This window comes from Dorea phocaeensis (genome assembly GCF_900240315.1).
Lineage (GTDB): Bacteria > Bacillota > Clostridia > Lachnospirales > Lachnospiraceae > Dorea_B > Dorea_B phocaeensis.
Map to the genome: position 1 here is coordinate 126,824 of NZ_OEPZ01000005.1, position 22,855 is coordinate 149,678.

At 42.1% G+C, this 22,855-nt stretch carries 18 protein-coding genes and 1 tRNA gene; 14 read left to right on the forward strand and 5 right to left on the reverse strand.

The window, feature by feature from the left end; translation table 11 throughout:
* The first annotated feature begins 285 nt into the window (after positions 1-285).
* Together C0979_RS10670 and C0979_RS10675 are read left to right on the forward strand one after the other, a co-directional pair.
* Complete coding sequence (locus tag C0979_RS10670; RefSeq protein WP_101695967.1) at positions 286-1,122, forward strand: ABC transporter permease; 837 nt, start codon at positions 286-288, stop codon at positions 1,120-1,122.
* Positions 1,123-1,124: 2 nt separating this feature from the next.
* On the forward strand, positions 1,125-3,017 hold the full coding sequence (locus C0979_RS10675) for an extracellular solute-binding protein (RefSeq protein WP_101695968.1): 1,893 nt from the start codon (positions 1,125-1,127) through the stop codon (positions 3,015-3,017).
* Between the two features lie 210 nt (positions 3,018-3,227).
* Here C0979_RS10675 and C0979_RS10680 read toward each other — a convergent pair whose 3' ends face one another.
* Entirely contained in the window at positions 3,228-3,884 is a 657-nt protein-coding gene (locus tag C0979_RS10680; protein WP_159459877.1) for a Fic family protein, read from the reverse strand.
* 446 nt (positions 3,885-4,330) lie between these two features.
* Between C0979_RS10680 and C0979_RS10685 the strand changes: the two genes are divergently transcribed.
* Complete coding sequence (locus tag C0979_RS10685; RefSeq protein WP_101695970.1) at positions 4,331-4,732, forward strand: hypothetical protein; 402 nt, start codon at positions 4,331-4,333, stop codon at positions 4,730-4,732.
* 105 nt (positions 4,733-4,837) lie between these two features.
* On the opposite strand, the gene C0979_RS10690 is transcribed toward C0979_RS10685, so the two are convergent.
* Positions 4,838-4,920: transfer RNA gene (locus C0979_RS10690), tRNA-Leu, on the reverse strand.
* Between the two features lie 72 nt (positions 4,921-4,992).
* On the reverse strand, positions 4,993-6,111 hold the full coding sequence (locus C0979_RS10695; RefSeq protein ID WP_101695971.1) for a DUF4317 domain-containing protein: 1,119 nt from the start codon (positions 6,109-6,111) through the stop codon (positions 4,993-4,995).
* Between the two features lie 178 nt (positions 6,112-6,289).
* On the opposite strand from C0979_RS10695, the gene sdaAB reads away from it, so the two are divergent.
* Positions 6,290-6,961: an L-serine ammonia-lyase, iron-sulfur-dependent subunit beta gene (sdaAB, locus tag C0979_RS10700; protein WP_101695972.1), complete on the forward strand. Its 672-nt coding sequence runs from the start codon at positions 6,290-6,292 to the stop codon at positions 6,959-6,961.
* Positions 6,962-6,975: 14 nt separating this feature from the next.
* On the forward strand, positions 6,976-7,845 hold the full coding sequence (sdaAA, locus tag C0979_RS10705) for an L-serine ammonia-lyase, iron-sulfur-dependent, subunit alpha (protein ID WP_101695973.1): 870 nt from the start codon (positions 6,976-6,978) through the stop codon (positions 7,843-7,845).
* 16 nt (positions 7,846-7,861) lie between these two features.
* Here the strand turns inward: sdaAA and C0979_RS10710 are convergent, their stop codons facing one another.
* Positions 7,862-8,494 (reverse strand): HAD family hydrolase, encoded by a 633-nt coding sequence (locus tag C0979_RS10710; RefSeq protein WP_242962694.1) that lies wholly within the window; start codon positions 8,492-8,494, stop codon positions 7,862-7,864.
* A gap of 99 nt (positions 8,495-8,593) precedes the next feature.
* Between C0979_RS10710 and C0979_RS10715 the strand changes: the two genes are divergently transcribed.
* On the forward strand, positions 8,594-9,316 hold the full coding sequence (locus C0979_RS10715; protein ID WP_101695975.1) for an NAD-dependent protein deacylase: 723 nt from the start codon (positions 8,594-8,596) through the stop codon (positions 9,314-9,316).
* Entirely contained in the window at positions 9,317-9,607 is a 291-nt protein-coding gene (locus C0979_RS10720) for a hypothetical protein (RefSeq protein ID WP_101695976.1), read from the forward strand. It abuts the gene before it with no gap.
* 99 nt (positions 9,608-9,706) lie between these two features.
* Here C0979_RS10720 and carB read toward each other — a convergent pair whose 3' ends face one another.
* On the reverse strand, positions 9,707-12,934 hold the full coding sequence (gene carB, locus C0979_RS10725) for a carbamoyl-phosphate synthase large subunit (protein WP_101695977.1): 3,228 nt from the start codon (positions 12,932-12,934) through the stop codon (positions 9,707-9,709).
* Positions 12,935-13,143: 209 nt separating this feature from the next.
* Here carB and C0979_RS10730 point away from each other — a divergent pair, with 209 nt between their 5' ends.
* The 7 genes from C0979_RS10730 (at position 13,144) to C0979_RS10760 (ending at position 22,626) form a co-directional block, all read left to right on the forward strand.
* Positions 13,144-13,674, forward strand: a complete 531-nt coding sequence (locus C0979_RS10730; RefSeq protein WP_101695978.1) for a ferredoxin domain-containing protein — start codon at positions 13,144-13,146, stop codon at positions 13,672-13,674.
* A gap of 126 nt (positions 13,675-13,800) precedes the next feature.
* On the forward strand, positions 13,801-14,991 hold the full coding sequence (locus C0979_RS10735) for a coenzyme F420-0:L-glutamate ligase (protein ID WP_101695979.1): 1,191 nt from the start codon (positions 13,801-13,803) through the stop codon (positions 14,989-14,991).
* 76 nt (positions 14,992-15,067) lie between these two features.
* Positions 15,068-16,375 (forward strand): glutamine-hydrolyzing GMP synthase, encoded by a 1,308-nt coding sequence (gene guaA, locus C0979_RS10740; protein WP_101696021.1) that lies wholly within the window; start codon positions 15,068-15,070, stop codon positions 16,373-16,375.
* Between the two features lie 259 nt (positions 16,376-16,634).
* Positions 16,635-18,413: an LPXTG cell wall anchor domain-containing protein gene (locus tag C0979_RS10745; RefSeq protein WP_101695980.1), complete on the forward strand. Its 1,779-nt coding sequence runs from the start codon at positions 16,635-16,637 to the stop codon at positions 18,411-18,413.
* A gap of 124 nt (positions 18,414-18,537) precedes the next feature.
* Positions 18,538-19,275, forward strand: a complete 738-nt coding sequence (locus C0979_RS10750; protein WP_145995118.1) for a hypothetical protein — start codon at positions 18,538-18,540, stop codon at positions 19,273-19,275.
* A gap of 2 nt (positions 19,276-19,277) precedes the next feature.
* The gene (locus tag C0979_RS10755; protein ID WP_101695982.1) at positions 19,278-20,294 is read left to right on the forward strand and encodes a YeeE/YedE family protein; all 1,017 of its coding nucleotides are present in this window, start codon (positions 19,278-19,280) and stop codon (positions 20,292-20,294) included.
* Positions 20,295-20,481: 187 nt separating this feature from the next.
* Positions 20,482-22,626, forward strand: a complete 2,145-nt coding sequence (locus tag C0979_RS10760) for a CRISPR-associated helicase/endonuclease Cas3 (RefSeq protein ID WP_101695983.1) — start codon at positions 20,482-20,484, stop codon at positions 22,624-22,626.
* Positions 22,627-22,855 lie beyond the last annotated feature (229 nt).

The window sequence follows — 22,855 nt, forward strand, 5'->3', positions numbered from 1 at the left end:
TAAGACGGTAGATGAAATCAGAGAGTCGCAGGCGCTTGACACGGATCTGAAGACCTGGGCAAATGCGCAGGGATGGAAGCTCAGTGATGAAGAGCAGAGCGTGGATATCAGTGTGGACTATGATTTTGATGCGGACGAGGTAATAGAAGGTGTCTATCCGATTACCTTCTCGACTCCCGGACGGGAATTTAAGATTCATACGACGGACTATACGGAAGAAGGTCAAGAGGTCGGCCTGACATTCTTCCCGGAAGACATCCATGTGATGTCTAAGGTGACATACTAATGAAGAAATTCTCGCAGCTGGCGCTGCCATATATTATTTGGGCGGTATTCATGCTGGTGCTTCCGATGGGGCTGATTGGGCTCTATTCTGTGATGGAACACGGCAACAGTATTATATCGTTCTCCTTTACGCTGGAGCATTATGTGAAGTTCTTTACCGACCCGGACTTCCTGCTGATACTTTGGCGTTCCCTTCTGATTGCGGTGAAGACAACTCTCATCTGTCTGCTTCTGGGTTACCCGGTGGCATATTTCATTGCAAAAAGTAAGGAAAAGGTACAGAATGCACTGATCTTGTGTATCACGCTTCCGATGTGGATTAATATGCTGGTGCGTACCTATGCGTGGATCGGAATGCTCAGTGAGGGGGGGCTGATTCAGAAGGTACTGCAGATTTTCGGACTGGGAAATACGGATCTTCTATACACGGAAGGAGCTGTTCTTCTTGGAATGGTGTACAACTTCCTTCCCTTTATGATTTTGCAGATTCAGACGTCGCTGTCAAAGATGGACAATTCTCTTCTGGAGGCTAGTGCAGATTTAGGAGCCAGTCCGATTCAGACCTTCCGGCGCATTACGCTTCCATTGTCTCTTCCGGGAGTGATCAATGGAATTACACTGGTATTCCTTCCGGCGGTAAGTTCCTTCTTCATCCCGAAGCTTTTGGGCGGAGGACGGTATTTCCTTATCGGAAATATGATTGAAAACCAGTTTATTACCGTAGGTGAATGGAACTTTGGAAGCGCGATTTCTATGATTATGGCAGTGATTATGATGCTGCTTATGATGGTAGTGCGCAAAGTTGAGATTCGTAATCAGGGTGGAAAGGAGGAGTAATCATGCAGAACAAAGGAAAACGGCCATTTGGAAAAGTGTTGATGGTTCTGATGATCATCTTCTTCTATCTTCCGATTGCGTATATGATTATTTTTTCCTTTAATGATGGAAAATCACTGACCAGTTTTACCGGATTTTCTCTTCGATGGTATCAGCATATGCTGGAATCGCAGGATATGAAGGAGGCGCTTTACACGACATTCAGTGTGGCCATTCTTGCTACAGTGATTTCTACGATCGCGGGAACGATCGCGGCAATTGGGCTTAGTAAATCGAAGAAGGTGATCCGGAATCTGATGGATCAGGTCAATAATCTTCCGATGATGAATCCGGAGATTGTCACGGCAATCGGTTTTATGCTGTTGTTTATTACGTTTAAAGTGGAAAAGGGATATATGACCATGCTGCTTGCGCATGTTGCGTTTTGTATTCCTTATGTTATGCTTTCGGTGATGCCAAAGATCAAACAGCTGGATCCCAACCTTGCGGATGCGGCAATGGATCTGGGGGCTACACCGTGGCAGGCGCTTCGCAAGGTTATTGTGCCTCAGATTATGCCGGGAATTATCTCCGGTGGACTGATTGCATTTACCATGTCCATTGATGATTTTATTATCTCTTATTTTGTAACGGGCGGCGGTGTAAAGAACCTAAGTATCATTGTGTATACCATGAGCAAACGAGTCAATCCAAGTATCAATGCGATTTCGACTTGTATGGTACTGATTATTACATTCATGCTTCTGGTTATTAATCTGGCGCCGGTTCTGTCTGCAAAGAGGCGGAAGAAAGAAGAGATTAAAAAACGCAGAATTCTGCCGGGAATCCTGGTGACAGCAGCGGCGGTATTGTTGGTTGTATTTGTGAAATTTGGCGGAAGCAAAGAAGAAAGACCATTTGAAGGGCAGACGCTTCATATTTACAATTGGGGAGAATATACCGGAGAAAATATTATCGCAGACTTTGAAAAAGAAACCGGGGCGACGGTGATACAGGAGAACTTTGATTCCAATGAACAGATGTACATCAAAGTGGCGAATAAAGAGCCTTATGATCTTCTGGTGCCGAGTGATTATATGATTGAGCGTCTGATTCAGGAAGATCTTCTGCAGAAGCTTGATCACTCCAAGCTGACTTGTATGGACAAGCTGGCAGATGCGGTGAAAGGTCTGCCGTACGATCCCGATAATGAGTATTCGGTGCCATATTTCTGGGGAACCGTTGGTATTGTATATGACAAGACGAAAGTTGATATCAAGGATCTGGAAGAAGAGGGATTCGGTATCTTCTTGGATGAAAAATACAAAGGAGACGTCTACCTCTATGACTCCGAACGTGACTCCTTTATGATGGCGTTAAAGGCTTTGGGATATTCCATGAACACTACCGATGAGCAGGAGATTCAGGAGGCTTATGAGTGGCTGGTTCAGTGTGTAGAAACCATGGATACGGAGATTGTAACAGACGAGATCATTGACAACATGGCACAAGGCCGGAAGGCTTTGGGATTGATTTATTCCGGGGATGCAACCTATGTTATGGATGAAAATGAGAACATGCGATATTACATGCCGAAGACTGGAACGAATCTTTGGTCTGATGCGATGGTCATTCCGAAGAATGCGAAGAATCCAGAGCTCGCGCATGCATTTATCAATTACGCCAGCGATTATGCCGGAGCATATGATAATTCCAGCTACGTCGGTTATACTTCTGCAAACAAGGAGGTTATGGATGATATTTACGGCGAGGGCGGCGATTACGAAGGAATCGATGCCTATATTCCGCGAATAGACAATCCGAAGGATGAAGTATTTGTCTACAATGAAGATATGAAGAAAATCATGGGAGATCTGTGGAGCCGGGTGAAGATTGCGGCAAGTAACGCAGATTAAGGCGTGGAAAGAGAAGAATAGAGAAGGTTGATTTAGCAAAAAGGCAATTGGTTTTGGCGAAGACCGATTGCCTTTTTTATCGAAACAGAAAGACCTCTCGGTTTTTGCCAAGAGGTCTTCTATAAAAAAGAAAAATTAACGGTCTAGCTTTTTATCTAATTTTCGTTCCGGCATACATGTAGCGGTACGTTCCATACATTGTTTCATAGATTACTCTTCTATTAATTTCGGTTCTTCTACATAGCTATTACACTTAATAATTTCATTCGTATCTCGGCACAAAAATTTTTCATACACATTTTCCAATCTATGATATGTTTCCAAAATTCCTTCTGCAATCACATACTCCATCAAAGATGTTTCCCCGTTTTTGTCATATCTTCTAAATGCCTGTCTATATTTTGACTGATCCTTGATGATTGCCGGAAGTATTCCTTGATTTAATAACTGTTGATGCATAATGACTCTTCCGGTTCTTCCATTTCCATCCTTAAATGGGTGAATACGTTCAAATTCAATATGCTTTCTGGCCACATGTGCGATCACATCTTTCGCCTGTATTGTTTCTGGTATTGGGAGATCTTCTGTATACCTTTTCATCAATTCAGGAACCTTTTGATATTTTGGAGGGTAATACACGACTTCCACTGGTGTCCCTATATACACATCCTCTTTTCGAAATTCACCATCCTTTTGCATAATCAGATAGTTTGTATCTTTTATCCATTGCAAGTCAATCTTTGTATTCCCTTTAAATGTCATTTTTTGAGAAAGTGCTGCATACATAGTTTTTGCTTCTTGATATTCTGTAAAAGTATGACCAGATCGCACTTCATCATATTCAATAACTTGAATGGTTTCTTCCAAAGATAGGGTATTCCCTTCCAATGAATTAGAGTTCCAGCTTAATCGAAAAAGGAGATCCTTATGAAAAGGATTCCAAACCAAATGATTCTTCTTCCATTCTTCGCATTTTTCCTTGTATCGTTCGATTTCACTTAATTTATTTGAAATGTCTATTTTCATATCCGTATCACCAATCTTTATTTTATACCCATAGTATACACTACATTTATATATTACATCAACTGAAATCAGGAGTGTTAGTGCAGCGTGGTCTTGATGGAGGGCGACAGTATATTTTTCTTTTTATTGAATCTCTTTGCCTAGTTAATAAAGGCAATCCTTAGCCGCCTATTCGATAGGAAAGAATCAACTTTTGCGAGAGAGATTTTATATAAAATAATACAGTCGGCTAGTATTTATTATATATGGTATAACAAATACTAATTTAAAAGAAATGGTGATGATGAATGAAGCAATGCCCAAGATGTAAAAAGGTGTTTTATGGTGATGTTACGTTTTGTCCAGTATGTGGATTTGCTGATAACAATCCAAAAAGTGAAGAACCTTCTTTTAAAATATGTCCCAAATGCAACAAAGAATACTTAGGTGTAATAGATCATTGTATTGAATGTGGTTATTCGACGGACTCTTATAAAAAGAAAATGAAACGCTTAAGTATGGAATTAACTGATCCAGTTGACTATATCCCTCCCATCATTCTTAAATGCCCGATATGTAGATCGGCGAATATCAAGGAGATTTCTGCAACGAGTAAAACACTAGGAGCAGTTGGTTTTGGGATATTTAGTAAAACTGCCAGAAGTCAATTTAAATGTAAGAGTTGTGGATATAAGTGGTGGTATAAATAGATAAAATATAATTATTTTCATAGCAGCTTAATATTACCGCTTAATGTAAATAAAAAAATAAGAGGAATCCTTGTGTTTTCAAGGAATCCTCCATCTTAATCAAGATGCGGAGAAAGGGACTTGAACCCTCACAGGATAACTCCCACTAGAACCTGAATCTAGCGCGTCTGCCATTCCGCCATCTCCGCTCGACAAAAAGTATCATACCATAAAATGAGATTTTTGGCAAATACTTTTTGTAATTTTTTAAAAAAATTTTTTTAAAAAACTTCAATTCCGTTGACTTCCAGATGATTATCGATTGCGATTACCAGACATCGGCGTCCGTCGATTTCGCGAGTTTCAACAAGGTCGGATCTTTCAGGATTTACCTTGACAATTACGTCCGGTGTTTCAATCTGGAATGTCTTTACGCTGGCAATATTGGAGGCCATAAAAGTACTTTTTTCTCCGGCGATTTCTTCAAATTCCTTGTCAAAGACTTCCATGCGCTCAGGAGAAACCCCGCTTTTTTGAAGGAGACGTTTGACATCTGGTTTGGCAAGCTCCAGAGGTTCCGGCGCTTCTTTGCTTTCCTCGATCATCTCGTTGAGATTGTCGTGGATATTGCGGATAACTTCGTAGTCGCACTCTTCGCCAAGGGTATCGCTGACAATGGCCTGGAAAGAAGTTTTCTGATCCTTGGCGGTCAGTGGAATCGTGCTGCCAAGTACGTTGGCGATCAACTCCGGCTGCAAATCTTCCGGCTTTTTGGAATAGTAAAGAATATTGTGGACATCACTGGCGCGGTCCTGGAAGGCAGGGAATAAAAAGCCTTTCATCGGCGCTTCTACGATCCAGTCGCGAATCCGGTCTTCGATATTATTCGTTTCTGCGTTGTAAGTAAGTCCGGCCTTGGTCAGATTCACCGGACAGAGGCTGCACATAATATGCTCGTATACAGTGTCAGATGCGTCGAACATTTCCATGCCGTCAGACGCTTTACCTGGGACATCGTAGACTGCGTGGATGAGAATGATGTAATAATTCTCGGCATAAACATAGTTTTCAATAATTTTGTCATAGAATTCTTCAATCAGCAGATCATCTTCCAGTTTGCTGTCACGAAGTTTTAACAGGAATTCCTGTGTGCCGCCGGGAAGCTCCTGATCGAGAGGAAATTCCATATTAATTAGATTTTTTCCAATAGTACCGGATAAAGTGTGGCGGAAAATGTCAAAATATTTAAAGGCTTCTTCCTCAGGAAGAGAGAGAAAGGCTTTTTTTAATTCGGTTTTTTTCTCTTTTTCGTGATCCACATAGCATCCGCAGATTCGGGTGATTGCACAGTTTTCCGGAGTAAACTGTTTTCGAATCTCGAGGACTTCTTTTTTGTTCATTGTATACACTCCCTCGTAATAAAATTTGCATATATTTGAATGAAATGATATTTCAGCGTACCTCATGTTAGCACATTCAGATGAAATTTACAACATTCAACTATTCATTGTCAACCGGGAATAATACCAGTATAATGAAAGAAGAGACAGGTAAGTATAGGAAAAGAGAGGGACAGGTATGGCAAGTATATTTGATATTTTGGGACCGGTAATGGTTGGTCCATCCAGTTCTCACACGGCGGGGGCGGCAAGGATTGGGCTGATTGCAAGGCAGTTGTTTGGCAGACAGCCAGACAAGGCACAGGTGTATTTGCATGGCTCATTTGCGGCTACAGGAAAAGGACACGGAACAGATAAAGCGTTGATCGCAGGACTTCTGGGAATGAAGCCGGACGATATGCGGATTCCGGAAAGCTTCGAGATTGCAAAAGAGATGGGGATGGAATTTCAGATTGCAGAGAAGGATATCCGTGAGGCGCATCCCAATACTGCTCAGATTATCATGGAAGCAGAGGGCGTCAAGACGATGAAGATCCAGGCGTATTCCATTGGCGGAGGCCGGATCAGGGTCAGCAAGCTGGATGGCATTGATGTGCATTTCAGCGGAGAAAGTAATACGCTGATTGTGCGGAACGTAGATCAGCCGGGCCGGATTACGGAAGTCGCTGCGGCGCTTAGCAAATGCGATATCAATATCGCGACCATGCAGGTGTTCCGGGACAAGCGAGGCGGTTTTGCGGTTATGGTAGTAGAGACGGATCAGGTGGTTTCACAAGAAGCGATTGAAAATCTGGAGAAGAAGGAAGGAATTATTAAAGTGACCTTTCTTGATGTAAGTGGAATGGTTTAGAAGGGGGGAAATGTATGTCATATCAATCAATGGAAGAGGTATATGAAAGATGCGAAAAGGACGGCATTTCATTTTGGAAGGCCATCCAGCTTGGCGATGCAGCGGAACGGGGAGTTACAGAAGAGGATTCCTGGGAGAGAATGAAGGGCATGTGGCAGGCGATGCAGGACAGTTTGGACGCTTATGATCCGGAGCTAATGTCCAGAAGCAGGTTGGTAGGAAAAGAAGGCGGTCAGATGGATCATTACCTGGAACAGAACGCTCCGCTGTGCGGAACCTATATGGCGAAGGTGATGGCAAATGCGTTGAAAATGGGTTGTAATAATGCTTGTATGAAGCGAATTGTTGCAGCGCCGACGGCAGGAGCCTGCGGAGTTCTTCCGGCAGTTCTTGTTACCTATTACCGGGAATACAATGTGCCGGAAGAGAAGATGATAGAAGCGATGTATGTGGCTGCCGGTGTGGGGCAGGTGATCGCGAATCGTGCATTTCTGGCCGGCGCATCCGGCGGATGTCAGGCGGAGATCGGTTCCGGATCTGGTATGGCGGCAGCAGCAATTACACATGTACGGGGAGGAAGTAAGGAACAGCTGGGACATGCCTGTGCGATGGCTTTGAAAAACCTGATGGGTCTGGTCTGTGATCCGGTAGGCGGTCTGGTAGAAGTGCCTTGCGTCAAGCGAAATGTCGGTGGGGCAGTCAATGCAATGGCGGCAGCAGATATGGCTTTGGCAGGAATTGAAAGTCAGATTCCCGTAGATGAAGTAATGGATGCGATGCGCGAAGTTGGTGTGAAAATGGATGTAAGTCTTAGAGAGACGGGACTTGGCGGAGTGGCAGGAACGCAAAGAGCGAAAGAGGTCGTAGAAGCGTTGGATATGTAGAGAAGAGAGGGTTGGATTAAAAGCCAATCCTCTCTTTTACAATGTCGATATCTTCGGTAAATACAAGTCCATCCATTCCGGCATCTTTTGCAGCTTGGATGTTTTCTGGTTTGTCGTCTAAGAAAAAGCAGTCGGCGGGAGAAAGATGATAGGTATGGAATAGATGGTGGTAAATTTCGGGCTGGGGTTTCGCCATTTTGATGGGGGCGGAAAACACAATGCCATCAAACAGGCTTGTGATTTCATAGCAATCAGCGGCGTGTTCGGCGAAATCAACCGGAGCATTGGATAGGATGTAGAGCCCATACCCTTGCTCCTTTAATTCGCGGATAAACTTCCAGGTATCCTCAAGAGGAAGCAGATAACGATACCAGCTTTCAAAGAAGCGAAGTACAAGGTTCTGATATGCTGTTGGCGTCTTGGAGATCGCTTCGGCCCTGGCCATTTCCGGTGTTATGGTTCCGGCATCCAGTTCATCCCAGTGCTCGAAGAGGATATCCGACAGCAGAGGAAAAGCTTCCTTATCATCGCAGAACTGCCCTAGAAGATAGTCGGGATCAAATTTAGCCAGTACGTTTCCAAAATCAAAAACAATATGTTTGTATGTCATTTCTATATCAAAATCCTTTCTGTTCTTTTTCTTAATCATAGAAAATGCAGTGGGAAAAGTCAATAAAGAAGCGTATAATGAAGGCAGAACAGCTGGGAACATATGCGAATATGAGGAGTTGGAAAGGAGAATGTCCGTATGTATGAATTAGAAATAGAACAATTGCAGAAAATTATTGATGATAGTGAAAATATCGTATTCTTTGGAGGGGCAGGAGTGTCTACAGAAAGTGGGATTCCGGATTTTAGAAGTGCAGACGGTATCTATCATCAGCAGTACCGCTATGCACCGGAACAGGTGGTAAGCCATACGTTTTTTATCCATCATACAGAAGCCTTTTACGATTTTTATAAAAGTAAAATGATGTTTCTTAACGCAAAGCCCAATGCGGCTCATTTGAAATTAGCAGAACTGGAAGAACGGGGGAAATTAAAGGCGGTTATTACTCAGAATATTGATGGACTTCATCAGGCGGCGGGAAGCAAAACGGTCTTTGAACTTCATGGAAGTATTCATCGTAATTACTGCAGAAAGTGTGGGAAGTTCTATGAGGCTTCTTATGTGAAGCAGGCAGATGGAGTACCGCGGTGTGAGTGTGGCGGCTTGATTAAGCCGGATGTGGTGCTCTATGAGGAAGGATTGGATTCGGGTGTGATTCAGAACAGCATTCGTGCGATCAGTGAGGCGGACACTCTGATTATTGGAGGAACATCTCTGGTAGTATATCCGGCGGCAAGTTTTATTGACTATTTCCGTGGCAAACATCTAGTGGTAATTAATAAGAGCGCGACGGCAAGAGAAGTGGGCGCGGAGCTTACCATAGCGGCGCCGATTGGCGAGATTATGAAGGGGATTAGATAGATGGCAGAGATTGTAAGTATATTGGATGACATTCAGAATCGGGCGAAGAGGGATGCGGATTTAAGAAAAAGATTTCTGCATACGAGAGAGGAATCCGAGCCGGTAGCAGCATTCTGCGAGGTTTGCCGAGAACTGGGATATGAGATTTATGAAATGGAACTGATTATGGCAGGGGAGACGTTTCATGCGGAAATGAAAAGAAGTACCAATGGCGGTGGGGAAAATTCTCCGATGATTGAGGGTGAAGATGATTTCTATGAACTTTTCCTTGCTGCGCTAGAAGAAAGATAGGATCTGAAAAAGTATTTCGCTTCCTTATAAGTTGAAAAAATCAGGCTGACGCCTTGCGATATTTATCGCTTTGGCGCCAGCCTGATTTATTGAATAGGATTACTCTTTATCTTTAATTTCGCTGTGCAGTTCCTGCAGAGATTTTACTTCGTCCTGACCGTATTTCTTCACATTGTGAATTCCCTTTGCAGTTGCCTTTGCGGCTGCAATTGTGGTCATATAAGGAATCTTTGCTTTGATTGCAGATTTACGCAGGTAACTGTCATCGTGGATGCTGTCTTTTCCAACCGGAGAGTTGACGATCAGGTCAATCTTGCCATTGGTAATCAGATCCAGAATATTTGGACGGCCTTCCTGCAGCTTGTTGACTTTTTCGGCAGGGATACCAGCTTCATTGATCAGCTTGCATGTAGTTTCGGTTGCAATGATCTTAAATCCGTCTTCTGCGAAGAGGCGTGCAACTTCTACAACTTCTGCCTTGTCTTTGCGGTTTACAGAGATCAGTACCGTTCCTTCCAGTGGAAGCTTGGACTGTGTTGCTTCCTGTGCTTTGTAGAATGCTTCTCCGTAGTATGGAGACAGTCCGAGAACCTCTCCGGTAGAACGCATTTCAGGTCCGAGAAGTGGGTCAACTTCCTGGAACATATTGAACGGGAATACCGCTTCTTTTACTCCAAAGTATGGGATATCCTGTTCTTTTAAGTTTGCAACCGGTGACGGACGTCTTGTCAGTTCGGAAGTGATGATGTCGGTTGCCAAAGGTACCATGCGGATATTACATACCTTAGATACCAATGGAACGGTACGGGATGCACGTGGGTTGGCTTCCAGTACATATACTTTTCCGTTTTCGATTGCATACTGCATATTCATAAGACCGCGTACGTGCATTTCTTCTGCGATCTTTCTGGTATATTCTTTAATGGTCTTTACATTTTCCTCAGAAATATGCGCAGACGGGATGATACATGCAGAGTCACCGGAGTGAACGCCGGCAAGCTCAATGTGTTCCATAACGGCAGGAACGAATGCGTGTGTTCCGTCGCTGATTGCATCTGCTTCACATTCCAATGCGTGATTTAAGAATCGGTCAATAAGGATTGGACGATCTGGTGTTACGCCAACAGCAGCCTTCATGTAGTTGGTCAGGCTTGCGTCATCGTATACCACTTCCATTCCGCGTCCGCCCAATACATAAGAAGGACGAACCATAACCGGATAGCCGATTTCTTTTGCGATTGCAAGTGCTTCGTCTACGGTAGTAGCCATTCCGGACTCCGGCATCGGAATCTCTAATTTATCCATCATCTCACGGAACAGATCGCGGTCTTCTGCCAAGTCGATTACAGAAGGAGAAGTTCCGAGGATCTTCACGCCATTTTTCTCCAGGTCAGCAGCAAGATTCAGAGGAGTCTGTCCGCCGAACTGAGCGATTACGCCGACTGGCTGTTCTTTCTTGTAAATGCTTAATACGTCTTCTAATGTCAGCGGCTCAAAGTACAGCTTGTCAGAAGTATCATAATCCGTAGAAACGGTTTCTGGGTTACAGTTTACGATAATGGTTTCGAAGCCAAGCTTTTTAAGAGCTAAGGATGCATGTACACAGCAGTAGTCGAACTCGATACCCTGACCGATACGGTTTGGACCGCCGCCAAGAATCATGATTTTCGGCTTGTCTGTGTTTACAGGATTCTTATCTTCTGCGTTGTAAGTAGAGTAGTAATAAGCGCTGTCTTCAGTTCCGCTTACGTGAACGCCTTCCCAGGCTTCCTCTACACCAAGCTCGATTCGGTGATTGCGGATCTCATCTTCTGAAATTTCCAGAATCTGGCTTAAGTATTTATCAGAGAAACCGTCCTTCTTTGCAGAGATTAAGAGCTCGTCAGCAGGCATAGAACCTTTGCTAGCTGCCAGTGCTTCTTCTTCCTCTACCAGTTCCTTCATCTGTTCGATGAACCATTTCTTTACTTTGGTGATCTCGTGAATTTCATCAACGGATGCGCCTTTACGAAGAGCTTCATACATAATGAAGTGACGTTCACTGGATGGAGTGATCAGCATTTTCAGCAGATCTTCTTTGGATTTTGTGTCAAAATCTTTCGCGTGTCCCAGTCCATAGCGTCCGGTCTCTAAGCTTCGGATAGCTTTCTGGAATGCTTCCTTATAAGTCTTACCGATACTCATAACCTCGCCGACTGCACGCATCTGTGTACCCAGCTTGTCCTCTACGCCTTTGAATTTCTCAAATGCCCAGCGAGCGAATTTGATTACGACATAGTCTCCGCTTGGAACGTATTTATCAAGAGTTCCGTATTTTCCGCAAGGGATGTCCTTTAATGTAAGTCCGGTTGCCAGCATTGCAGATACCAGGGCGATCGGGAATCCGGTTGCCTTGGAAGCAAGTGCGGAAGAACGGGAAGTTCTTGGGTTAATCTCAATGATGATGTCTCTGTCTGTCTTTGGATCATGTGCCCACTGTACGTTACATCCGCCGATTACTTTAACGGAATCTACGACCTTGTGGGATTTTTCCTGCAGACGCTTCTGAACTTCTTCGGAAATGGTAAGCATTGGAGCAGAACAGAAGGAGTCTCCGGTGTGAACACCAAGTGGGTCAATATTTTCAATGAAGCATACGGTGATCATATTGCCTTCTTCATCGCGGACAACTTCAAGTTCCAGTTCTTCCCAGCCGAGAATGGATTCTTCTACCAGAACCTGTCCAACTAAGGATGCCTGAAGACCTCTTGCCATAACGGTCTTTAATTCTTCTTTATTATATACCAGTCCGCCGCCGGCGCCGCCCATGGTGTAAGCCGGACGAAGAACAACCGGGTATCCCAGTTCGTCAGCGATTGCGAGACCTTCCTCTACAGAATAAGCGACCTGGCTTCGCGCCATATCGATGCCAAGCGCATCCATAGATTTCTTGAATTCGATACGGTCTTCTCCACGTTCAATGGCGTCTACCTGAACACCGATAACCTGAACATTATATTTTTCCAGAATGCCCTCTTTTGCAAGCTCTGCACAAAGGTTCAGTCCTGACTGTCCGCCAAGGTTCGGAAGAAGTGCATCCGGGCGCTCTTTTGCAATGATCTGTTCCAGTCTGTCTACGTTTAATGGTTCGATATATGTTACATCTGCTGTCTCCGGATCGGTCATAATGGTAGCCGGGTTGGAATTGACCAGCACGATCTCATAGCCGAGCTTCCGAAGTGCTTTACATGCCTGTGTTCCGGAATAGTCAAACTCGCAGGCCTGTCCAATAATAATCGGTCCGGAACCGATGATTAATACTTTATGTATATCTGTTCTCTTTGCCATAGGTATCCTCCTGATATATATAATGTAAAATTCTCCAGATACTATTATATAGGAGAATGATGAAAAATAAAATAGGAAATAAAAAAAATAACGGCTATGAAGTGACAGAATATAACAAATGTGATACCGTATATTTATATGATTTACACAAATAAAAAAGAAATTGGCCGATCAAAGGGCAGATTTACGGATAAAAGGAGGAAAAGCTTATGATGATTCGTGAAAAGGAAGCAGAAGAAGGAAGAATTGTTGAAGTGGCCAAAGCGATGTGTGTGGCAGCGAGAACCGCGCCAAAGGCAAAAGGGGTCGATAAGCTTCACACGGCGATTTTAACAGGTGAAGAGAAAGAACAGTTGGCAAACGAGATGGATCGAATTGCAGAGGAACTTGGATTTGGATTTTTCCACAGAGATGCCAATAACCTGCGAGCGTCTCAGGCGGTTGTTCTGATTGGAGAAGAAAATGCGGTTCGCGGACTGAATGCGGGATGTAATTTCTGCGGAATGGGAGAATGTAAGTCCTGTATGGAGGCGGGCGCAAGATGTGCCTATACGGGAATCGATCTTGGGATTGCTGTCGGCTCAGCAGTCAGCATAGCAACAGACGCGAGAGTGGACAATCGCATCATGTTTTCTATCGGACGGGCAGCCCAGGAAATGCACCTTCTTGGTGAAGATGTATGTCAGATTATGGGGATTCCACTCAGTGCATCTGGGAAATCTCCGTTTTTCGATCGGTAAAAAGTGAAAAAAACTGATTTCTACAGATGGGAAAGCGATTGTCAAAGTAAATGGTCTATGCTAAAATACAAGAATGGTAGATTTATTACTGTTTAGATATTATTTTGATACAAGGGGATTAAGAAGATGGAAAGAAAAGTAGGTACTATATCAAGAGGAATCCGTTGTCCAATTATCAGAGAAGGAGATCAGCTTGCTGATATTATTGTAGAGAGCGTGCTGGAAGCAGCAGAAAGTGAAGGATTTGAGCTTCGAGACCGCGACGTTATTGCAGCAACCGAGTCTATTGTGGCAAGAGCACAGGGCAATTATGCATCTGTTGATGACATTGGTGCAGATGTTAAAGCAAAGCTTGGCGGAGAAACGATCGGAGTGATCTTCCCAATCCTGTCCAGAAACAGATTCTCTATCTGTTTGAAAGGAATGGCAAGAGGAGCGAAAAAGATTGTGCTGATGTTAAGCTATCCAAGTGATGAGGTTGGAAACGAACTGGTATCCCTGGATAAACTGGATGAGGCAGGCATTAATCCATATAGCGACGTGCTGGATCTGAAGAGATACCGCGAATTATTCGGAGAGAATATTCACCCATTTACTGGTGTGGATTATGTGGCATATTATAGTGAACTGATTGAAAAAGAAGGCGCAGAAGTAGAGGTGATCTTCGCAAATGATCCGAGAGCAATTCTGGACTATACGAAGAATGTATTGACTTGCGATATTCACACAAGAGAGAGAACGAAACGTCTTCTTAAGGCAGCAGGTGCAGAAGTAGTCGTTGGAATGGATGACATTCTGACAAGCCCGGTAAACGGAAGCGGATGCAACGAAAAGTTTGGACTTTTGGGGTCAAACAAATCTACGGAGGAGTCTATAAAGCTCTTCCCAAGAGACTGTACAGATCTTGTACTGGATGTGCAGAAGCAGATCTTGGATAAGACTGGAAAACATGTTGAGGTGATGGTTTACGGAGACGGAGCATTCAAGGATCCAGTTGGGAAAATCTGGGAACTTGCAGATCCATGTGTATCCGTTGCAAATACAGAAGGTTTGGAAGGAACGCCAAACGAGCTGAAATTGAAATATCTGGCAGATAACGATTTCAAGGAACTGTCAGGAGAGGCATTAAAAGAAGCAATTTCCAAGAGAATTGAAGAGAAGAACGGAGATTTGGTCGGAAAGATGGAAGCACAGGGAACAACCCCACGCCGCCTGACGGATCTGATTGGTTCACTGTGTGACTTAACCAGTGGTTCCGGAGACAAGGGTACGCCGGTAATCCTGATTCAGGGATATTTTGACAACTACGTAAGCTAAGTAAGCGAACGGTCAAAGGAAACATAGGTGGAATACAGAGTTTAAAGCGAATGTGTATATAATGGGAGAGCAGACGATGAAACAGGATATGATCGTAATATTGGATTTGGGAAGTACGGAGAATACTGTAATTGCAAGAGCCGTACGTGCACTTGGCGTGTACAGTGAGATTCATCCGCATGATATCACCGCAGAAGCATTAAAAGAACTTCCGAATGTAAAAGGAATTATTTTAAATGGCGGACCAAACCGCATGGTGGACGGCGAAGCAATTGATGTCAGAGAAGAGATATACAGTGCCGGAATTCCGGTTGCAGCTGTGGATCATGCACCGGCAAAATGTGAGAAACTTTGCGAATGCTGGCCGGAAGATGAAGAGGCAGTAAAAGAACTTTTAAAGCCGTTCGTATTTGATACGTGCAAAGCAGAAGCAAACTGGAATATGAAAAACTTTGTGGAGGATCAGGTAGATAAGATTCGTAAACAGGTTGGAGATAAGAAGGTATTGCTTGCGTTGTCTGGTGGAGTAGACAGTTCCGTTGTAGCTGCACTTCTGATTAAAGCAATCGGAAAACAGCTGGTATGTGTCCATGTAAATCATGGTCTGATGCGAAAAGGAGAGTCTGAAAGCGTTATCGAAGTGTTCAAGAATCAGTTGGATGCCAATCTGGTTTATGTGGATGCATCTGAGAGATTCCTTGGAAAGCTGGCGGGAGTAGCTGATCCTGAGCAGAAGAGAAAGATTATCGGAGCAGAATTTATCCGTGTATTTGAAGAAGAAGCAAGAAAGCTGGAAGGAATTGATTTCCTTGCACAGGGAACGATTTATCCGGATATTGTGGAGAGCGGAACGAAGACAGCGAAAGTTGTAAAATCCCACCACAATGTAGGTGGACTTCCAGAAGATCTGAAGTTTGATCTGGTAGAACCATTATACTATTTGTTTAAAGATGAAGTTCGTGCATGTGGTCTGGAACTTGGACTTCCGCATGATATGGTATTCCGTCAGCCATTCCCGGGACCGGGACTGGGCGTAAGGTGCTTAGGCGCAATTACGAGAGAGCGTCTGGAAGCAGTGCGTGAGTCGGATGCAATCCTTCGTGAAGAGTTCGCGAATGCTGGACTGGACAAGAAGGTATGGCAGTATTTTACGGCAGTGCCGGATTTCAAATCAGTAGGTGTTAGAGATAATGCAAGATGCTTTGAGTATCCAGTGATCATCCGTGCGGTGAATACGATCGATGCGATGAGCGCAAGTATTGAGCAGATCGATTGGCCGGTGCTGATTAAGATCACGGATCGGATCTTGAAAGAGGTTCCGAATGTGAATCGTGTTTGCTATGATTTGAGCCCGAAGCCGACGGCGACGATCGAGTGGGAATAAGTTAACAAAAGCCGATAACCTTTGAATGATCAAGGGGATCGGCTTTTTTTGTCGACAAATTCCCTAGATTGTTAGTGAAGTGAAAAAGATGTCGGAAAAATCATGTTCTAATGGATGGAACTTTGTTATAATTGACTGTATTTATTGACATTTTCTATGGATATCAGGTAAATATTCCTTGAAAATATTTAATGAAATGATATACTATGGTTAAATGCTACAATAATAAATCAAATATAGGAAAAGAGAGGAAAACATTATGAAAACAGGTAAACGTATCAAGGGATTAATGGCGTGTCTTCTTGTCACTACTTTGATGATTCCCAATGTCGCCCATGGTTCACAGCCGCCTTATAGCGATAAGGCAATACAAAGAGTAATGGGCAAGATATATGAACCTACTACTGTTGACCTTACTGGTATGAAGGTGGTGGATCAAGCGGGGGCACCGCTCAATGCAGAGCTTAAATTTACGCTTTTTGACACAACGATTCAGGAGTATTCACCAGAGATTCACGCAAATAACGGAGTGTTGGATACAACAACTCTGATAAAGGGACATCACTATATTCTCAGTCTCGCAGATGCAAATTATGAAATGAAGAACAAATACTTTACTCTTGATGCAACTGGGGAGCTTCCGAAAGATGATAAGACGAATAAAAATAGTGATTCTCCGGAAAGAGAATCATTTGACAGCATTACAGTAACTAAAAGAGAGCAGACCCTGACCGAAGAGGAACTTAAGAAAGTGAATCGAATTCCTTTCTGCGATGACAACAACGGGGCAGGTAAATTCGTTTCGGAGTTGAGTGGTACAGTGGACATGCCGGATATGGCAGATATGTATATAAATGATTATGATGTGAAATTCAAGCTTGTTAACCAGTATGAAACTGTAGAACTTACGGTTGATGAGTTTGGTTTCCTTCAGGGAGATATGATTGAAGATTTAAACTATGCAGTAGTTATGGAAACAACCGATCCGGAGTTGCAGAATTATGTTCTTTTGCAGGATCTTGTTACTTCAAAAAACCATCAGGAGCAAGGGGAAAATGTATTGACCCGTACTTATACACACTATACATGTAATCCGATAGGTGGAATTTATCTTGCGGATAGTAGCTACGAGGAAGGTCAGAGTATGATAGAGGATTGTACCTATGCTCCATTGCCGAGCTACTCAAAGAAGTCAACCTTAGATGGAATTAGAGTTTTCATCGATCGTGGAAGAAAAATTAATACGGACATGCCAGGGGCATTATTTAAGGTTTTTAGAGATGAGTTCGTCTTTAATGAAAGAATTCTTGAAGAAACAGATGAAAAGCTTGTAATGGATTTTGATACGATTAATATGCACAGAGATGAAATCTGTAAACTGCCACACGGAAACTATACGATTACGACAACACTTCCAACAGAGAAGGCTGTTCAGGCGGTTTATAATGTAGACCGGGCAGGCAATAAGGTTGAAGATTGTACTTTTACACAGGAAGGTGCTAATCTTTCTATCAAGACCCAGAGTATTTCTCTTTATAACACCGTTATTGAATTTCAGCATGTACATGAATTTGAGAAAATAGATGGTATAGAGTCTACCTGTACAACAGAAGGTGTAAAAGAACATTGGAAGTGCAATTCATGTGGTAAGTTATTCTCAGATGAGCAGGGTGCGAATGAGATTCAGACAGAAGACACAGTAAGTCCTCTGGCGCCTCATAAATATGAGAATGGAAAGTGTGTTGTTTGTGGAGCGTCTGATCCGTCAATCAAAGATCCGGTAACTCCGGGTGGAGGAGAGCCGACGAAACCAGGAACAGGAAGTGGAGTGGATCAGGGAACAGGAAGTGGAGTGGATCAGGGAACAGGAAGTAAGCCGGCCCCAGGAAAAGGAAATGTATCAGCCGTGAAAAAGAATACAGTAACAGTTCCGGCAACTGGTGATAATAATCCGTTTGCACTTTGGACAATTCTTGCACTTACATCTATTGTAGGCATAGGTGCTGTTATGGTAACAAAGAAGAGAAAGAGTAACTAATTTGGCGATTTATAGAGTTTAATATTTTGCATCGGTCTTGAGAGTAAAGACCGATGCAAATATTTTTTCACATTCTATACGTACTCAATTTCAAGCTTTTAGAAAATTTAAGGGAGATGTTTGTATGGAGAGATTAAAAAAAATCATGAGCTCTAAGTTGTTTCAAAATCACACTGGTGCGATTCTTCTCTCGCTATACGTAGTCGTAATTTTAGGAGTTTGCTCAATATCTTTTGCTGCTTCAAGTAGAAGTAATTTGGTTTCTAATGAAGAAAATTCAGCTGAAGTAGCAGAAAAAAAGTTAGAGGCAAAAACAGAGGGGAAGAAATCTGGTAAAAAAGCATTGGCAGAAGAGGATAAGTTGAAAAAATCTGATTCAAATACCAATGAGAAAGAGAGCAGTGACGTTGGTTCAAGTGAGTCTTCATCAAATTCGGAAACGGATCAGAGTTCTGCATCAGATTCAGCAACAGGCCAGAGCTCCGTATCAAATCCGGCAACAGGTCAGAGCGCATCATCAACCCCGACAACAGGTCAAAGCGCTCCATCAAACCCGGTAGCAGGCCAAAGCGCCCCGGCAACACCTAATAGAGTTTGGGTCGAACCTGTTTATGAAACGATTGAGCATCCCGCTGTGACAAAGCAGAGAAAATATCTTGCGGGTGTGACATGTGCATGCGGTGCATATTTTTCCAATGCTAACAATTCTGCTACAGGAGATTGGCAGGCACACAGACCCGTTCCGTGCGATGGGAACCACGTGTATTACACCTCTCATTATGAAATAGAGACGATTGTTGTTCAGGAAGCATGGACAGAGCGGGTTCTTGTTCAAGAAGGATATTGGAAGGAAGGTAATTAGAGATGCTGGTTATTCTTTTACTTGGATTAATTTTGGGAGTTGTAATCAATTACTTTTCCGTTGGCTTCTGCGGTGCCGTTTATTGTACAACAAAGAAGATGAATTCCTATGGTTTTCGTATGCTTCTTATCAGTATTCTTATAGGGGGTACTGGTATATTTTTTCTTAAAACATTGTCGGGAGCAGAAACTAATTATGTAGGAGTAATGGGGATTGATTTTGCACTCGTAATTGGAGCCTTTATTTTTGGAATAGGTATGATGCTCAGTGACGGATGTATTCTTGGAGTGGTAAGAGATCTCGGAAATGGTTACCTTGGTCACATTATAACATTTGTGTTTGTGATTATTGGAACACTAATCGGGAATGTTACATATAAAAGCATGTGGGTGCCGTTAAAGAAGCATTCGCTGTATGTATACTTCCCAGAGACGTTCGGTACGATTGCAGGGTTTGTTTTATTTATACTTTTAGTAGCATTTATTTACTTCGAGTTTTGTGTGTGGGATAAAAAAAATCTCAGTGAAAATTGGCGGCTCCCGAAAAGAAGCATTGTCGGGGGGATTGTACTTGGTATTTATATGATTGGATATCAATGGATTACTGGATTAAATATAGGTATTTCAGGAGCATTTCCTTACTTTGGTGCGTGGGTAGCCAATCTATTTGGCGCACATTCTGAGAAGTGGAGTTTCTTTCAATTAGAAAGCTCACAAAAAATAATTAGCGGCGGCATATTCAGATATGAAACATCTGTTTTGATTATTGGAATTATTATAGGTTCTCTGATCATTGCAATATTGACCAAAAAATTTAAAATCCACAAACCGGAATCGCTAAAAGAAGTGGGTGGCTATGCTACGGGGGGATTGCTTATGGGATATGGAGCATGCATTGCAGCGGGCTGTAATCTATCAGGCTTTTTAAGTAGTGCAGCGAATCTTAGTCTTTCTGCTTGGGTTTATTTGCCGTTTATGATGCTTGGCAGTATGCTTGTAATTAAAGTGTTTAAATTGTAATAAGGTATGTGAACAAAAGAAAGCTGATGAATAAACGGGAGTCTGCCAAGGCGCCATTTATTTTGCAATGAAAAAATAGTGAAAGAGTTCTGGAAAATGTACTAAGGCATTTATTAATAATAGCAAAAGTTTGATACCAGAAAATAGAGTGGTGGTAAAATATAAAAGATAGGAAGGCGATGAACATATGGAATATATAGCCCATCTTGATGGTGAAAGAATTCAGACGGTAAAAGAACATTTAGAAGGAACAGCGAGGTTGGCAGGGGAATTTGCAGAGAAATTTGGAAAGCAAGACTGGGGTTATTGTTGTGGAATGCTTCATGATATTGGAAAATACTCCATGGATTTTCAACAAAGAATTTTAGGAGAGAATAATCAACGAGTAGATCATTCAACTGCAGGAGCAAGAGTGTGTAGAGAAAAAGGCGGTAAATATTCCTTTTTGGAATATTGCGTAGAAGGTCATCATACGGGATTGCCGGACTTTGGAAGCAATTTTGATGATGGGATTGCACCGACTTTGCTAGGGAGAAGAAAGAAGAAAATTAGTGATTATGAGGTGTATCGAACAGAAATTGAGCTTCCGGAAATAAGTTCTTATCCAATTAATATGGAAAAGGCAGTTGACAGAGATTTTTCACTTAGCGTTTTTATGAGAATGATTTATTCATGCTTAGTGGATGCAGATTATTTAGATACAGAAAATTTTATGAAAAAGGGAGAACAGGGGAGAGAGGCGGGGCAGAATATAAAAGTTCTTTTTGGAAAACTGGAAAACTATATTTCTGGATGGCTTAAAAATCAAGATATTGATACTGTGAATGGAAGAAGAACAGAAGTTTTAAGACATTGTCTAGAATTGGGTAAATCTGAAAAAGGACTTTTCCGTTTGACTGTTCCAACAGGAGGTGGAAAAACCATTGCATCTCTTGCTTTTGCATTACGACATGCATTGGAAAATCGAATGGATAGGATTATTTATGTAATTCCATATACAAGTATTATCGAGCAGAACGCAAAAGTGTTTCGAGGCATTTTAGGTGATGAAAACGTATTGGAAAGTCATTGCAATGTTGATTATGAAAGTGTGGATGAGCTTCGACCAATGCATCTTGCAAGTGAAAATTGGGACAAACCGATTGTTGTTACTACGAATGTACAGTTTTTCGAATCTTTGTTTGCTAATAAATCTTCAAAATGTAGGAAGTTACATAATATTGCTAATAGCGTTATCATTTTTGATGAAGCACAGATGTTGCCGAATGATTATTTGAAGCCATGTACTGCTATGATAGAAGAACTTATTAATAACTACGAAGTAAGTGCTGTTTTATGTACAGCTACTCAACCGGCATTGAAGAGTTTTTTTAAAAGCGGAATTTCAGCAACAGAATTATGTCCGAGAATGGAAGAGCAGTTTGAATTTTTTAAACGGACAGTATTTGAAGATACAGGGATATTAACAGAAGAAAAGTTGGTTGAAAAAATAAATAAAGAATATCAAGCGTTATGTATCGTTAATACAAAGAAAAGAGCACAAAGGCTTTATAAAACGTTAGAAGGAGAAGGGATTTATCATTTATCCACGAGTATGTATCCGAAGCATAGAAAATGCGTATTGCAGGAGATAAGGAACAGACTTAGGAGAAATGAAAGATGTATTCTTGTTTCTACTAGTCTTGTGGAAGCAGGGGTGGATTTGGATTTTTGCTCAGTTTATCGAGAACTTGCCGGAATAGATGCTATGATTCAAGCTGCGGGAAGATGCAACAGAGAGGGGGAGCGAGCGTTAGGTGAAAGTAAAGTGTTTATTTTTAGGTTTGAAGAAAAACAGAATATTTTAGGACAAAGGCAGCAAATTGATGTGGCAAAAAGTTTGATCTCAGATGGAAGAAATATTTCGGATGCAGAAACCATTACAAAGTATTTTGAGATGTTATATCATATCAAAGGTGATAGTTTGGATAAGAAAAAAATATTGGATGAGTTTCAAGGTAAGAATATGAGATATAATTTCGCTAAAGTAGGAAAAGAATTTAAATTGATTGAGCAAAATACAAAAACAATCTTTATAAATCGAGAAGAAGTAGCGAATGAAATTTTAAGACGACTGAAAGAACGAGGGGTTACGCGTCAGGAGATGAGAAAAGCCGGTCAGTATTGTGTTACTGTATATGATCAAGAATTCGATAAAATGTATGGAATGGGAATACTTCAACAAATTGCCGATGGTATTGAAGATTTTTATGAACTGACAGATAGTAATAAATATACGAATGAAATGGGTCTGGAGTTGGAGATTGATGATGGTGCAGCTTTATTTTTCTAAGAAATACAGGTAAATGAAGGAAGCGGTGGATGTGTACATATATTATGCTGTACGCATTCACCGCTTCCCTTAAAACGTTCTAAACCAAAGTTAATATTTCAATCCGCAGAGGGTAACTCTGACGTACTAAATATAGCATATAGGTTTTTGGTTTTCAAGATTTTGAAATAATAAATTTCATTAAATTTGGATCAGAACAAAAGAAACTGAATTGATTTTGGGCTAAAAG